General features: G+C 64.9%; 12 protein-coding genes and 1 pseudogene. 7 read left to right on the top strand and 6 right to left on the bottom strand.

All coding sequences use genetic code 11. The features are described 5' to 3' along the window. Positions 1–149 precede the first annotated feature (149 nt). The 6 genes from lon to RND78_RS13750 form a co-directional block, all read right to left on the bottom strand. Positions 150–2,546 (bottom strand): endopeptidase La, encoded by a 2,397-nt coding sequence (gene lon, locus RND78_RS13775; RefSeq protein ID WP_312729499.1) that lies wholly within the window; start codon positions 2,544–2,546, stop codon positions 150–152. Positions 2,547–2,676: 130 nt separating this feature from the next. Then, a complete protein-coding gene (clpX, locus tag RND78_RS13770; RefSeq protein ID WP_059232396.1) occupies positions 2,677–3,957 on the bottom strand; it encodes an ATP-dependent Clp protease ATP-binding subunit ClpX in 1,281 nt (426 codons plus the stop codon). Positions 3,958–4,067: 110 nt separating this feature from the next. After that, complete coding sequence (gene clpP, locus RND78_RS13765) at positions 4,068–4,709, bottom strand: ATP-dependent Clp endopeptidase proteolytic subunit ClpP (RefSeq protein WP_007162222.1); 642 nt, start codon at positions 4,707–4,709, stop codon at positions 4,068–4,070. 90 nt (positions 4,710–4,799) lie between these two features. Further along, the gene (tig, locus tag RND78_RS13760) at positions 4,800–6,110 is read right to left on the bottom strand and encodes a trigger factor (protein WP_312729496.1); all 1,311 of its coding nucleotides are present in this window, start codon (positions 6,108–6,110) and stop codon (positions 4,800–4,802) included. Positions 6,111–6,454: 344 nt separating this feature from the next. After that, positions 6,455–6,901, bottom strand: coding sequence for a hypothetical protein (locus RND78_RS13755; protein WP_312729495.1), 447 nt, complete (start codon positions 6,899–6,901; stop codon positions 6,455–6,457). 98 nt (positions 6,902–6,999) lie between these two features. Next, on the bottom strand, positions 7,000–7,956 hold the full coding sequence (locus RND78_RS13750) for a LysR family transcriptional regulator (RefSeq protein ID WP_312729494.1): 957 nt from the start codon (positions 7,954–7,956) through the stop codon (positions 7,000–7,002). A gap of 208 nt (positions 7,957–8,164) precedes the next feature. On the opposite strand from RND78_RS13750, the gene RND78_RS13745 reads away from it, so the two are divergent. The 7 genes and pseudogenes from RND78_RS13745 to RND78_RS13715 all read left to right on the top strand — a co-directional run bounded on the left by RND78_RS13745 (position 8,165) and on the right by RND78_RS13715 (position 15,083). Beyond that, complete coding sequence (locus RND78_RS13745; RefSeq protein WP_312729492.1) at positions 8,165–9,892, top strand: AMP-binding protein; 1,728 nt, start codon at positions 8,165–8,167, stop codon at positions 9,890–9,892. Continuing rightward, positions 9,889–11,397: a CoA-acylating methylmalonate-semialdehyde dehydrogenase gene (locus tag RND78_RS13740; RefSeq protein ID WP_312729491.1), complete on the top strand. Its 1,509-nt coding sequence runs from the start codon at positions 9,889–9,891 to the stop codon at positions 11,395–11,397. Before RND78_RS13745 ends, RND78_RS13740 begins: the two co-directional genes overlap by 4 nt. A 14-nt stretch (positions 11,398–11,411) precedes the next feature. Beyond that, positions 11,412–12,308 carry a 3-hydroxyisobutyrate dehydrogenase gene (gene mmsB / locus RND78_RS13735; RefSeq protein ID WP_312729490.1) on the top strand — a complete coding sequence of 299 codons (897 nt, stop codon included), beginning with the start codon at positions 11,412–11,414 and terminating at the stop codon, positions 12,306–12,308. Continuing rightward, on the top strand, positions 12,305–13,357 hold the full coding sequence (locus tag RND78_RS13730) for an enoyl-CoA hydratase/isomerase family protein (RefSeq protein ID WP_312729489.1): 1,053 nt from the start codon (positions 12,305–12,307) through the stop codon (positions 13,355–13,357). The genes mmsB and RND78_RS13730 overlap by 4 nt, the downstream gene beginning before the upstream one ends. An 18-nt stretch (positions 13,358–13,375) precedes the next feature. Then, positions 13,376–13,462, top strand: a pseudogene (locus tag RND78_RS13725) (hypothetical protein); the annotation flags it as partial. Between the two features lie 139 nt (positions 13,463–13,601). Beyond that, positions 13,602–14,399 (top strand): universal stress protein, encoded by a 798-nt coding sequence (locus tag RND78_RS13720; RefSeq protein ID WP_059232387.1) that lies wholly within the window; start codon positions 13,602–13,604, stop codon positions 14,397–14,399. A gap of 132 nt (positions 14,400–14,531) precedes the next feature. After that, a complete protein-coding gene (locus tag RND78_RS13715; protein ID WP_312729486.1) occupies positions 14,532–15,083 on the top strand; it encodes an ATP-dependent Clp protease proteolytic subunit in 552 nt (183 codons plus the stop codon). Positions 15,084–15,137: the final 54 nt, after the last annotated feature.

Here is a 15,137-nt window from a genome sequence, read left to right as displayed (position 1 = left end):
ACCGGCCATGGCGAAATCGTCGAATACCAAATAGCGAAAAGGCGCATCTCGAGATGCGCCTTTTCGTCGATCAAGGACCTTGCATCCAGCAGGACAGCGGCGCACCGAGAACGAATTCTGGCGGCCCGCCTATCGAGCCGGAAGCGCCATCAGTGGGTACTGACGCGCTCCTTGCCCTCCTGCTCCCGCTTCTCGTCCTTGCTGACGAGCTCCGGACCATCGTCCGGGAGCGGTTCCGGGGTGTATTGCAGCGCAACCTCCAAGACCTCGTCAATCCATTTGACCGGCTTGATCTGCAAGTCGGCCTTGATGTTATCCGGAATGTCCCGCAGATCGCGCACGTTTTCCTCGGGAATGATCACGGTCCGGATGCCACCGCGGTGCGCCGCCAGCAGCTTTTCCTTGAGTCCACCGATGGCCAGCACCTGACCACGCAGGGTGATCTCGCCGGTCATGGCCACATCGGCACGCACCGGGATGCGCGTCGCCGCCGAGACCAGCGCGGTGCACATGCCGATACCGGCGCTCGGGCCATCCTTGGGGGTAGCGCCTTCGGGAACGTGGATGTGGATGTCGTGCTTCTCGTGGAAGTCCTTGGGAATGCCCAGGCTACGGCCACGACTACGAACGACGGTCAGGGCTGCGGTGATGGACTCGGCCATGACATCGCCCAGGGAGCCGGTCTTGATCATCTGGCCCTTGCCAGGGACGACCGCGGACTCGATGGTCAGCAATTCGCCACCGACCTGGGTCCAGGCCAGCCCGGTGACTTGACCGATCTGATCCTGCTGCTCGGCCAGGCCATAACGGAACTTGCGCACGCCCAGCCAATGCTCCAGGGTATCCACCGTGACGCTGGCGGTACGCGACTTGCTCAGCGCGTGCTCCTTGACCACCTTGCGGCAGACCTTGGCCACCTGCCGCTCCAGGCTCCGTACACCCGCTTCGCGGGTGTAGTAGCGGATGACGTCGCGCAGGGCAGCTTCGTCGAACTCCACCTCGCCCTTCTTGAGCCCGTTCGCCTTGATCTGCTTGGGAATCAGGTAACGGGTGGCGATGTTGACCTTTTCCGCCTCGGTGTAGCCGGGCAGCCGAATGACTTCCATGCGATCCAGCAACGGTGCCGGGATGTTCATGGAGTTGGCGGTGCAGACGAACATCACGTCGGAAAGGTCGTAGTCCACTTCGAGGTAATGGTCGTTGAAGGTATGGTTCTGCTCGGGATCGAGCACTTCCAGCAACGCCGATGCGGGGTCACCGCGCATGTCGTTGCCCATCTTGTCGATTTCGTCGAGCAGGAACAACGGATTGCGTACCCCGACCTTGGTCATCTTCTGGATGAGGCGACCCGGCATGGAGCCGATGTAGGTACGGCGGTGACCACGGATCTCGGCCTCGTCTCGTACGCCACCCAGGGCCATGCGGACGAACTTGCGGCCGGTGGAACGGGCGATGGACTCGGCCAGGGAGGTCTTGCCCACCCCGGGCGGACCGACCAGGCAAAGCACCGGGCCACGGACCTTCTTCACGCGCTTTTGCACGGCGAGGTATTCGAGGATGCGCTCCTTCACTTCTTCGAGGCCGTAGTGATCCTTGTCGAGGACTTCCTCGGCACGGCCCAGATCCAGGCGAACCTTGCTTTCGGCCTGCCACGGGACATTCACCAGCCAGTCGATGTAGGAGCGCACCACCGTCGCCTCGGCGGACATGGGCGACATCTGCTTGAGCTTGTTCAGCTCGGCATTGGCCTTGGCCAGGGCATCCTTGGGCAGCCCAGCGGCTTCGATGCGGCGCTTGAGGTCATCGGCCTCATTGTGGCCCTCATCGATATCCCCCAGCTCTTTCTGGATGGCCTTCATCTGCTCGTTGAGGTAGTACTCGCGCTGGCTGCGCTCCATCTGCTTCTTGACGCGGCCACGGATGCGCTTCTCGACCTGCAGCAGGTCGATTTCCGCATCCAGCAGCGCCAGCACGTGCTCGACGCGCGCACCCAGTTCGGTGATCTCGAGGATCTCCTGCTTCTGTTCGATCTTCAGCGCCATGTGCGCCGCCATGGTGTCTACCAGGCGGCTGGGGTCTTCGATGCTGTTCAGCGACGAAAGCACCTCGGCAGGGACCTTCTTGCCCAGTTGGACGTACTGTTCGAACTGGCTCATCAGGCTGCGCGAGAAGACTTCAGATTCGCGATCCGGCGCCTCGCTGTCATCGATCAGGGTGACCAGGGCCCGCGCGTAGTTCTGGTTCTCGACGAAGGAGTCGATCCGACCACGCTGCTCGCCTTCAACCAGGACCTTGACGGTGCCATCGGGCAGCTTCAGCAGCTGGAGGACAGTGGCGACGGTACCCATGTGGTACATGTCGTCCGCGGCGGGATCGTCATCGCCGGGGTTCTTCTGGGCGACCAGTAGGATCTGCTTGTCGCCAGCCATGGCAGCTTCCAGGGCTTCGACGGACTTTTCCCTTCCGACGAACAGCGGGATGACCATGTGGGGATAGACCACTACGTCACGTAGGGGCAGCAGGGGAAGTTCTATCGTCGTAGTCATGGGATACGGGTCTCGGCAAATAATCGGCCGCAGATGCGGTTAAGGCCTCGGTTTCCTCTAACATGAGGTTGACCGCCGCAAAATACAACCATGGCTCCAATGAAAAAGGGGCCGAAGCCCCTTTGGTTCATCACGCGTCTGGCGCTGCCTTCGCCGGCTCGCTGTTCTCGTAGATGAGCAGCGGCTGGGAACTGCCGTCTATGACGCTCTCGTCGATGACCACCTTGCTGACATCCTTCTGCGAAGGAATCTCATACATGGTCTCGAGCAGGATGCCTTCGAGGATGGATCTCAGGCCACGGGCGCCGGTCTTGCGCTCCAGGGCCTTGCGAGCGACCGCCTTGAGTGCGTCGGGGCGGAACTCCAGGTCGACGTCTTCCATCTCGAACAGCTTGGCGTACTGCTTGGTGAGGGCGTTCTTCGGCTCGGTGAGGATCTGCATCAGTGCCGGCTCGTCCAGTTCGTCGAGGGTCGCAATGACCGGCAGACGACCGACGAATTCTGGAATCAGGCCGAACTTCACCAGATCCTCGGGCTCGGCATCCCGCAGGGATTCACCGATCTTCTTGCCTAGCTCCTGGCTGCGCACCTCGGCATTGAAGCCGATGCCGCCACCCTTGGTGGAACGGTTCTGGATGACCTTCTCCAGGCCAGCGAAGGCGCCACCGCAGATGAACAAGATGTTGCGCGTGTCCACCTGCAGGAATTCCTGCTGGGGATGCTTGCGGCCACCCTGGGGCGGAACCGACGCCACGGTGCCTTCGATCAGCTTCAGCAGCGCCTGCTGCACACCCTCGCCCGAGACGTCACGGGTGATGGAGGGGTTGTCGGACTTGCGCGAGATCTTGTCGATCTCGTCGATGTAGACGATGCCCATCTGGGCCTTTTCCACGTCGTAGTCGCATTTCTGCAGCAGCTTCTGGATGATGTTCTCGACGTCCTCACCCACATAACCGGCTTCGGTCAGGGTGGTGGCGTCGGCGATGGTGAAGGGGACGTTGAGCAGCCGCGCCAGCGTTTCTGCCAGCAGCGTCTTACCCGAACCGGTCGGACCGATCAGCAGGATGTTGCTCTTGCCCAGCTCGACATCGTCTTTCTTCTCACGCTGATTCAGACGCTTGTAGTGGTTGTAGACGGCAACCGCGAGGACACGCTTGGCACGCTGCTGACCAATGACGTACTGGTCGAGGATGCCGCTGATTTCCTTCGGCGCAGGCAACTTGTGCGCATTGCTCTCGGCCTGCGCTTCCTGAACTTCCTCGCGGATGATGTCATTGCACAGGTCGACGCATTCGTCGCAGATGAAGACGGAGGGTCCAGCGATCAACTTGCGTACTTCGTGCTGACTCTTGCCACAGAAGGAGCAGTAAAGCAGCTTGCCGTTATCGTCGCTATTGCGCGTATCTGTCATTCGATCGATCCAATGGAATGTGCTTACATCAACAAGATGGAGCCAATTGCACGGTTTTTCAAGCCTACCTGCCCAAACGACCGGCGCCTGGGCAGGTGGTCGAGGCGGGGTCAGGCGGGGATGTTGCGCTTCTCGAGGACCTTGTCAATCAGGCCGTAGGCAACCGCTTCGGGGCCACTCATGAAGTTGTCACGGTCGGTATCGCGGGCGATCACGTCCATGGGCTGACCGGTGTGATGCGCCAGCACCTTGTTCAGACGCTCACGGATGGTCAGAATTTCACGGGCGTGAATTTCGATGTCCGAGGCCTGACCCTGGAAGCCGCCCAAGGGCTGGTGAATCATCATCCGCGAGTGCGGCAGGCAGAAACGCTTCTCGGCAGCACCACCGGCGAGCAGCAGCGCGCCCATGCTGCAGGCCTGGCCGATGCAGATGGTGGAGACGTCGGGCTTGATGAACTGCATGGTGTCGTAGATCGACATGCCAGCGGTCACCGAACCACCCGGACTGTTGATATAGAGGTGGATGTCCTTGTCAGGATTCTCGGCCTCCAGGAAGAGCAGCTGGGCGACGACCAGGTTGGCCATGTAGTCCTCGACCTGGCCGACCAGGAAGATGACGCGCTCCTTGAGCAGCCGGGAGTAGATGTCGTAGGCGCGCTCGCCACGGGCGGATTGCTCCACCACCATGGGTACCAGACCGCCAGCGGCTTGAATATCGGGCATGGATTGCATGTAAGAATTGCGGGACATGTCCTGCACTAGCTCCCTATCTGGATGACCTGTCAAAAACACATAAGCCAGCACTAGGCTGGCTTATGTGAACTAGCAACTTGAGGCAGATCAGGCTGCTTGCGGAGCCTCGGCCGGTTTGACCGCGTCCTCGTAGGAGACCTGCTTGTCGGTGACTTTTGCCTGCTTGAGGACAGTATCCACGACTTGTTCTTCCAGTACAACCGAACGCACTTCGTTCAGCTGCTGCTCGTTCTGGTAGTACCACTTCACTACCTGCTCGGGCTCCTGGTAGGCCGCGGCCATTTCCTCGATCAGCTCGCGAACGCGGGCGTCATCGGGCTTAAGCTCGAACTGCTTGACCATCTCGGCGATGATCAGACCCAGCAGTACGCGACGCTTGGCCTGCTCGGTGAACAGCTCGGCCGGCAGTTGGTCGGGCTGGATGTTGCCACCGAACTGCTGGACGGCCTGGACGCGCAGGCGATCCACTTCGTTGCTGATCAGGGCGGCCGGCACGTCGATCTGGTTGGCAGCCAGCAGACCGTCCATGACCTGGTTCTTGACCTTGGTCTTCAACGCCTGGCGCAGCTCGCGCTCCATGTTCTTGCGCACTTCGGCGCGGAAACCTTCGACAGTGGTCTCTTCCACGCCGAACTGCTTGAAGAAGGCTTCGTTCAGCTCGGGCAGCTCGGGCGCGGCCACTTCCTTGACGGTGACCTTGAACTGCACCGCCTTGCCGGCCAGGTCCAGGTTCTGGTAGTCCTCGGGGAAGGTCAGGTCGAGCACGCGCTCGTCACCGACCTTGGCGCCGACCAGGCCGTCTTCGAAACCGGGGATCATGCGGCCGGAGCCCAGGACCAGCTTGGTGCCTTCAGCGGAACCCCCGGCGAAGGCTTCGCCATCACGGGTGCCGACGAAGTCGATGGTGACCTGGTCGTCGTTGGCGGCAGCGCGGTCAACGGCTTCGTAGCGGGTACCCTGCTTGCGCAGCACGTCGAGCATCTTGTCGATGTCGGCGTCTTCGACGCTGGATTCCTGGCGCTCGATCTCGATGGCGTCCAGGCCCTTCACTTCGAATTCGGGGAAGACTTCGAAGGTGGCGACGTATTCCAGATCCTTGCCCTTCTCGAACACCTTGGGTTCAACGGCGGGGGCGCCAGCCGGGTTGAGCTTTTGCTCGACGACGGCTTCATAGAAGGTTTCCTGAATGAGATCACCCAAGGCTTCCTGACGAGCCGAGGCTTCGTAGCGCTGGCGAATGACGCTCATGGGTACCTTGCCCGGGCGGAAACCGGGAACCTTGGCGCGTCGGGCAGTCTGCTGCAGACGCTTGTTCACTTCGGTTTCGATACGCTCGGCCGGCACGCCAATGGTCATGCGACGCTCGAGAGCGGAGGTGTTTTCAACGGAAACTTGCATGGATATTCCTCGTGGCACAAGAACAGGCCGGCTTTCCGGCCCTCCAGAATCAAGGGCGACCATTCTAGAGACAGTCTGAAGCGAAGTCACCTGGCTTGATCCAGAGCGACGAATGCCGCCAATTCAGAGACGGACCAGGGGATCACCGCCTCACGGACGGACAGGTGGGTGCAATCGGCACGCTGCCTCGGGACAGGGCATCTTCGTCGCAAGGCAGAGACCTGTGGTGAGGCCTCGCAGGGTGCCACCGTAGACCGAGCGCTCGCCAGGCTGAAGCGCCCTTTCACCGAAAGGCGGTGGGCGGCACTCACCTTATCGAGGCTTCAGCGCCGCCTTGCGTACGGTCATTCGATGGCGGGCAGCGTCTTGCCGCGGATGCGCCGCGCCAGGGAGTCGTAGATTTCCCGGCAGCCTTCGGCCCAGAAGCGGTCGGGATCGTCCTGGGGCTCCAGGGCGACGGAGAATTCGCCCTCGCGTTCCTTCAGCACGAAGTGATCGTTGGTATAGAAGAAGGACAGGCCGATGGCGAAGGTCTGGGGCGTGCCGGCGAGGTCGTCGACGATCACCGTGAGATCGTAGCGCGCATAGACTTCCAGCTCGCGCACGATGTTGCCATCGACGCGCTTTTCCAGCCCCAGCCCGGCGTCCACCTGATCCGCCGGGGTCAGGCCCAGGTAGCGGGTGAAGCAGTCCGGCAATTCCTGCAGGCGGCGCTCCAGTTCCTGCCAGTAGGCTTCTTCCCGCTCGGCCGCCTTGCTCAGCGCCTGACTCAATGCCTGATATCGTTCCATTGCCGTTCCCATCTGTTCGCTGGAGGTCGTCGACCGACGACCGACAGCTCTGAGACCCCAGCCGGGTCCCGGGGTGCCACACCGATCGGCGCAGGGCTTCAGGACGCCGGCCAGCCCAGTACCGGCGCGCGGGTGTCACCCAGCAGGAAGTCGCGATTGGCGTCGGTACAGGCGCGCAGGTAATCGGTGACCAGGGTGATGCGCCGCAGCCGGCGCAGGTCCTCGCGGTAGTAGAGCCAGAATTGCCGGGTGATCTGGATCTGTTCGGGCAGCAGCGCCACCAGGCGCGGATCGGGCGCGGCGACGAAGCACGGCAGGATGGCCAGGGCATGGCCGCAGAGCGCTGCCTGGTACTGGGCAATGACGCTGGTGCTGCGCAGGCCGCTGCTGGCCTCGGGCAGGATGCGCTCCAGATAGAGCAGCTCCGGGCTGAAGGCCAGGTCGTCGACGTAGGTGATGAACCTGTGACCGACCAGGTCGGCAGGTTGCTCGATGGACGGATGGCTTTCCAGGTAGGCCGGCGTCGCGTAGAGGCGCAGCCGATAGTCGCACAGCTTGCGGCAGACGTAGGGACCGCGCTCGGGGCGCTCCAGGGTGATGGCGATGTCCGCCTCGCGCCGTGACAGGTTGACGAAGTGCGGGACCGGCAACACGTCCAGGGTGATGCCGGGATAACGTTGCTGGAAGAAGCTCAGCTGGGGCGCCACGAAGTAGCTGCCGAAGCCTTCGGTGGCGCCAATGCGCACCTGGCCGGAGGGCGCCAGTCGGGTATCGGAGATCTGCTCGCAGGCGGTCTGCAGGGTGCTTTCCAGGGTTTCCGCGTGCACCAGCAGGCGCTGGCCTTCCATGGTGAGGCTGAAGCCGGTGCTGCGCGACTTCTCGAACAGCAGCGCCCCCAGCGCCTTTTCCAGGGCGGCGATCCGCCGCGAAACGGTGGTGTAGTCCACCCCCAGTCGCCGGGCGGCGGCGCTGGCCTTCTGGGTGCGCGCCACTTCGAGGAAGAATCTGAGATCGTCCCAGTCGAGACGTCCCGCCGGGTTATTGGATTTTTGCATATCGGTCGGGCGTTTTTGTCGGAAGCCAGGAGACTTTTGCCGGAACTATACTGCTTACCAAGTCGCGTCACGAGCGGTGACGGCGCGAATCTCTGCCAGCCAACAACAATAAAGAGCAGACCCCCATGACCTACCCGCACGCCCCATCCCGGCGCCAGGCCGGACGCTGCCCTTCCTTCCCGCCCCTGCAGGCCGCGGGGTATCGCCCATGACCGCCGGCGACGCCTTCCGTGAGGCGCGCGACTTCCTGCTGCGCCATCGCACCGACTACGCCACGGCCGTCCGCGATTTCCGCTGGCCGGAGCTGGAACACTTCAACTGGGCGCTGGACCATTTCGATCGCCTGGCCGAGGAGCATGCCGGTCCGGCGCTGTGGCGGCTGGATGCCGAGGGCCGGGAGGAGCGCTACAGCTTCGCCGAGCTGCGCCAGGCGTCGAATCGCACCGCCAATTTCCTGCGCGCCCAGGGTGTGCGTCGCGGCGAACGCATCCTGGTGATGCTGGGCAACGAGGTGGCGCTATGGGAAACGCTGCTCGGCGCCTTCAAGCTGGGCGCCGTGGTGGTGCCCGCCACCACCCTGCTCAGCGATGCCGATCTGCAGGATCGCGTGCAGCGCGGGCGGATCGCCCACCTGGTGGTAGGCAGCGCCCATACCGAGCGATGCGCCAGTCTGGATGCGGGCCTCACCCGCATCTGCGTCGGGGCGCCGGTGGCCGGCTGGCAATCCTATGCGCCGGCCGCCTGCGCCAGCGACTTCCTGCCGGACGGCCCCACCCGCGCCACGGATCCGCTGCTGCTCTACTTTACCTCGGGGACCACCTCGCGGCCCAAGCTGGTCCTGCACAGCCACAGCAGCTATCCGGTCGGGCACCTGTCCACCCTCTACTGGATCGGTCTGCAACCGGGCGATGTGCACCTCAACATCTCCTCCCCCGGCTGGGCCAAGCACGCCTGGAGTTGCGTGTTCGCGCCCTGGAACGCCGGCGCCTGCGTGTTCATCCATGACGTGCCGCGCTTCAAGCCCCAGGCGCTGCTGGAGGTGCTGGCGCGCTATCCGGTCACCAGCCTCTGCGCGCCGCCCACGGTGTGGCGGATGCTGATCCAGGAGGACCTCACCGCCTATCGCGATCGACTCGACCTGCGCGAGCTGGTCGGTGCGGGCGAACCGCTCAATCCCGAGATCATCGACAGTCTGCAGGACGCCTGGGGGCTGACCCTGCGCGATGGCTTCGGCCAGTCGGAAACCACGGCGCTGGTGGGCAACACCCCCGGACAGCCGCTCAAGCCGGGCTCCATGGGCCGGCCGCTACCGGGTTGCCACGTCCAGTTGCTGGATGCCGACGGCCAGCCGGGCAACGACGGCGAGGTGGCCCTGGCGCTGGAACCGCGGCCGGCCGGACTGATGCTGGGCTACGAGGACAGCCCGGAGAAGACCGCCGAGGTGATGCGCAACGGGCACTACCGCACTGGCGATACCGCGGTGCGCGACGCCGACGGCTACATCACCTTCGTCGGGCGCGCCGATGACGTCTTCAAGTCGGCGGACTACCGCATCAGCCCCTTCGAGCTGGAAAGCGCCCTGATCGAGCATCCGGCGGTGATGGAGGTGGCCGTGGTGCCCAGTCCCGATCCGCTGCGCCTCAACGTGCCCAAGGCCTTCGTCATTCTCGCCGCCGGGCATCTGCCCTCGGCCGCGCTCGCGCAGGAATTGCTCGGCTTCGCCCGCGGCTGCCTGTCGCCCTACAAGCGGGTGCGCCGCCTGCAATTCGTCAGCGAACTGCCCAAGACCTTGTCCGGCAAGATCCGCCGCATCGAGTTGCGCCTGGGCGAGGCGCAGCGCCGGGCCAGCGGCAGTCCCGACCTTCACGACTACGCCGAAGAAGACTTCGCCGACCGCGCTGCTCCCACCTCCACTGCCCAGGAATCCCTGTCATGACCCAGACCGCCATCCAAGACGTACCGCTGCTGATCGACGGCCAGTTTGTTCCCTCCACCGGCCGTGAAACCCGCGAGGTGATCAATCCGGCGACCCAGGAGGTGCTGGCGCGGGTACCCTTCGCCACCGCCGAGGAGGTACAGCGCGCCGTGGCCAGCGCCAAGACGGCCTTCGCCACCTGGCGCAAGACGCCCATCGGTGCGCGGGCGCGGATCTTCCTGCGCTATCAACAGTTGATCCGCGAGCATATGACGGAACTGGCTGCGCTGCTGACGTCTGAGCAGGGTAAGACCCTGGCGGACGCCGAAGGCGATGTCTTCCGTGGCCTGGAGGTGGTTGAGCACGCGGCGGGCATCGGCAATCTACAATTGGGGGATCTGGCGAACAATGTCGCCACTGGGGTGGACACCTATACCCTGCTGCAACCCCTGGGGGTCTGCGCCGGTATCACGCCCTTCAACTTCCCGGCGATGATCCCGCTGTGGATGTTTCCCATGGCCATCGCCTGCGGCAACACCTTCGTGCTCAAGCCATCGGAACAGGACCCGCTGGTGACCATGCGCCTGGCCGAGCTGGCGCTGGAAGCCGGGGTGCCGCCCGGGGTGCTCAACGTGGTCCATGGCGGAGCGTCGGTGGTGGACGCCCTCTGCGATCACCCGGACATCAAGGCGCTGTCCTTCGTCGGCTCCACCCGCGTGGGTACCCACGTCTATCGTCGCGCCAGCGAAGCTGGCAAGCGCGTGCAGTGCATGATGGGCGCCAAGAACCATGCGGTGGTGCTGCCCGATGCGCCCCGCGCGCAGACCCTGGCCAACCTGGTGGGGGCGGCCTTCGGCGCGGCCGGCCAGCGCTGCATGGCGGTCTCGGTAGTGGTGCTGGTCGGCGAAGCCAACAGCTGGTTGCCGGACCTGGTGGCCAAGGCGCGCAGCCTCAGGGTGGGCGCGGGCCACGAGACCGGCACCGACGTCGGCCCGCTGATTTCCTGCCAGGCGCTGGATCGGGTCAGCGGCCTGATCGAGCGCGGCGTGAGCGAGGGCGCGACCCTGGAGCTGGATGGCCGCAACATCCAGGTCGATCACTACGAGAAGGGCAACTTCGTCGGTCCGACGCTGTTCTCCGGCGTCACTCCGGAGATGACGCTGTATCGCGAGGAAGTCTTCGGCCCGGTGCTCTGCGTGGTGCATGCCGCCACCCTCGACGAGGCCATCGCCCTGATCAATGCCAATCCCAATGGCAACGGCGTCGCCCTCTTCACTCGCTCCGGCGCGGCGGCGCGGCGCTTCCAGGAAGACATCGACGTCGGCCAGGTGGGCATCAACGTGCCCATCCCGGTGCCGGTGCCGCTGTTTTCCTTCAGCGGCTCGCGGGCATCCAAGCTGGGCGACCTGGGGCCCTATGGCAAGCAGGCGGTGCTCTTCTATACCCAGACCAAGACCATCACCACGCGCTGGCCCGACGAGCAGGACGTCGGTGGCGCCGTGAACACCACCATCACCCTCAAATGACGGGAGACGCCAGCATGCATCTGGGATTTCTGGGACTGGGCAACATGGGCGCGCCCATGGCCCGCAACCTGCTCAAGGCCGGCCATCAACTGACCGTCTACGACGTCTCCGCCACGGCGCTCGAAACGCTGCAGGCCGAAGGGGCCAAGGTCGCTGCTTCTCCCGCCGCGGTAGCGGATGGTGGTGCCGAGGTGATCATCACCATGCTGCCTGCGGCCGCCCATGTGAAGACGGTCTATCTGGGTGACGACGGCCTGATCGCCCATGCCCGGCCGGGCACCCTGCTGATCGATTCCTCTACCATAGATCCGCTCAGTGCGCGTGCCGTGGCCTCGGCCGCCGCCGAGCGCGGCTTGGAGCTACTGGATGCCCCGGTCTCCGGGGGCACCGGTGGCGCTGCGGCCGGTACCCTCACCTTCATGGTCGGCGGCAGCGAGGCCGGCTTCCAGCGCGCCCAACCGCTGTTGGCGACCATGGGGCGCAACCTGGTGCACTGCGGAGCCAGCGGCAACGGCCAGGTGGCCAAGGTGGCCAACAACCTGCTGCTCGGCATCTCCATGGTCGGGGTGGCCGAGGCCATGGCCCTGGGGACCCGCCTGGGCATGGACGCCAAGACCCTGGCCGGGGTGATCAATACCAGCAGCGGCCGGTGCTGGAGTTCGGAGGTGAACAATCCCTATCCGGACGTGCTACCCCAGGCACCGGCCTCGCGCGGCTACCAGGGCGGCTTCGCCGCCGACCTGATGCTCAAGGACCTGGGCCTGGCCACAGAAGCGGCCCGCGCCGTGCGCCAGCCGGTGATCCTCGGCGCGGTGGCGCAGCAGCTCTATCAGCGCTTCAGCCGTACGGGTGGCGGTGGCCTGGATTTCTCGGCCATCATCCAGGACTACCTGGACGAGGACGATGCATGAGCGAGGCTAAGGTACTGCTGGAAAGACGCGGCGGGGTCGGCTACCTGACCCTCAATCGCCCAGCCGGGCTCAATGCCCTGGACCTGGAGATGGTGCGCACCCTGCAGGGGGCGCTACGGGATTGGGAACACGACTCCGCGGTGCGGGTGATCGTGCTGCGCGGCAACGGCCTCAAGGCCTTCTGCGCCGGTGGCGACGTCCGCGCGCTGTACGACAGCTATCAGCGCGGCGATGACCTGCACCTGACCTTCTTCACCGAAGAATACGCCCTGGACCTGGCCCTGCACCGCTATCCCAAGCCGATCCTGGCCCTGGCCCACGGTCTGGTGCTGGGCGGCGGCATGGGCCTGGTGCAGGCAGCGCGCTTGCGCATCGTCAGTGAGCGCACGCGCATGGCCATGCCGGAGACCGCCATCGGCTATTTTCCCGACGTCGGCGCCAGTCATTTCCTGCCACGCCTGCCCGATCACCTGGGTCTCTACCTGGGCCTCACCGGCGTGCAGATCGGCCCTGCCGACGCCCTGGCGGCGGGCCTGGCCGACGTCTTCATTCCCGAAGCGGCGAACGATGAACTGCTACAGCGACTGGAAGCGGCCACTGCCAAGGGCCCGACCGATCTCGCCGCCCTACTCCGCGAATTCGCCACTGCACCCGCCGAAGAGGCGCGCCTGACCGACCTGCGCCCGGCCATCGCCGAGCATTTCGCCGCCGCGACCGTCGGCGAGCTGCGCGAAAGTCTGCAGCGGGAAGCGCGCCCTGCCTTCCTGGACTGGGCACGGGAAACCCTCGCCACCCTGGATGCGCGCTCGCCGCTGGCCGTCGCCACTGCACTGGAGTTGCTACGCCAAGGCAGCGGCTTGTCGCTCGAACAGTGCTTCGCGTTGGAATTGCACCTGGATCGCCGCTGGTTCGAGAAGGGTGAGATCGTCGAGGGGGTGCGCGCCATGCTGGTGGACAAGGACCGCACGCCGCATTGGAGCCCGGCCCGCTGGGAGGATCTCGATCCCCGCCGCGTCAGCGCCTTCTTCGCCGACTTTCGCCACGCCTGAGCGAGGCCTGTCATGCACGACATCCGCATCACCCAGATCTACGAAGGATCGAGCGAAATCCAGCGCCTGCTGATCACCCGGGAACCCGATCGCTACGAAATGTGAGGGCGTCCGGGATGCTGGCCGTGACCTGTCCAGCAAAAGCCGAAGCTGACATCCCCAGGTCATCTGGACGGGCCGCAACGGGTGCTACGCTCAGGGCTGGGGTCGCGCTGGTACCCCGCTTTCGCCAAGGATCAACGCTATGGCCTCCCTGCTCGCCTGCATCGATGGTTCCCCCCACGCCGAGAGCGTCTGCGATCACTCCGCCTGGCTGTCGCGGCGGCTGGATGCGCCGGTCACCCTGCTGCATGTGCAGGAAGCCGCCGCCAGCGGGCAGAAGGTCGCCAACGGCGCCCCGGTGTTTCTCGACGACGAAGGCAGCGGAGCGGCCAAGGCCCTGCTGCTCAACGCCCGCCAGCGCCTGCTGCAACAGGGACTGACGCTCCCCGCCCAGATCCTGCAGCGCCCCGACGGCCTGATCGACACCCTGAAGACGCTGGAAGCCGATACCCGCCTGCTGGTGATCGGCAAGCGCGGCGAGCGTTCCGGCGCCAACGGCATCGGCAGCCAGCTGGAAGCCGTGGTGCGCGCCGTGCACCGGCCGATCCTGGTGTGTTCCGGCCCATTCAAGACACCCCGCCAGTTCACCATCGCCTACGACGGCCGGGAAGCCACCCACCAGGGCGTGCTGGCCCTCGCCCGCAGTCCCCTGCTGGCGGGCATGAGTGGCACCCTGCTGCGCGTCGGGGAGGACGATCCCACCCTGCGCAAACGCCTGGAAGACCTGGCGCTGCTACTGCGCAGCGCAGGCTGCCGCATCGACACCACGGTGGCCCGCGGCGACGTGGAACGCATCGTGCCGCGCCACCTGGACGAGCGCCGCGCTGATCTGCTGATCATGGGTGCCTACAGTCACTCTTCGGTCTGGCGCTTCCTGCGCGGCAGTCGTACCACCCAGCTGCTGCACAAGACCGAGGTGCCGTTGTTGTTGTTGCGCTGAGCGGCAGCCTATCCGCCTGGCACGCGCTTCGTCGGCAAGCCGACGGCCAGGCTCAAGCCTCTGCCCGCACCGCCGAAGCAGCTTAGGTAGTGTCCGGCCGTCCGCCGGGCCCCTGGCGCGTCGGTAGCCCCAATGAGCACCCATGTCATCCATTTCACCAGTCCCATCAATTCCACCAGCTGTGGCCAGCTGATCGCCCAGTGCTCCCAGGCGGTCCAGCAGGACGCCTCGCGTATCCTGCTCAGGATCGCCACCATGGGCGGTGACTGCAGCTACGGCTTCACGATGTACAACTTCCTGCTGTCCCTGCCCGTGCCAGTGCACACCCACAACCTGGGTACCGTGGAATCCATGGGCAACATCCTGTTCCTGGCCGGCCAGCACCGCACCGCCAGCCGGCACAGCAAGTTCCTCTACCACTCCTTCTATTGGAACCTGAACAACTCGGTCGATCATGCGCGCATGGCCGAGTACGCCATGTGCCTGGACTACGATCTGGATCTCTATGCCCGCATCGTCGCCGAGCGCACCGTCGGCGCGGCGGAAGCCCTGGACATCCATAGCTGCCTCAAGGCCAACGCCCGGCTGCTCAGCCCGGAAGCGGCCCTGGCGACCGGGGTCATCCACGCGGTGGACGAGTGCCCGCTGCAGCCCGGCGACGTCGTAAGCTGCATTCATCTCTGACAGGCAAAAAAAAAGACCCGAGGGCGATGAGCCCTCGGGTCGGTCAGTGGGTCT

The sequence above is a fragment of the Pseudomonas oryzihabitans genome (assembly GCF_032027545.1).
GTDB lineage: Bacteria > Pseudomonadota > Gammaproteobacteria > Pseudomonadales > Pseudomonadaceae > Chryseomonas > Chryseomonas oryzihabitans_F.
Note: the sequence above shows the minus strand (reverse complement) of the source record. Positions and strands in the feature narration are given on the sequence as shown.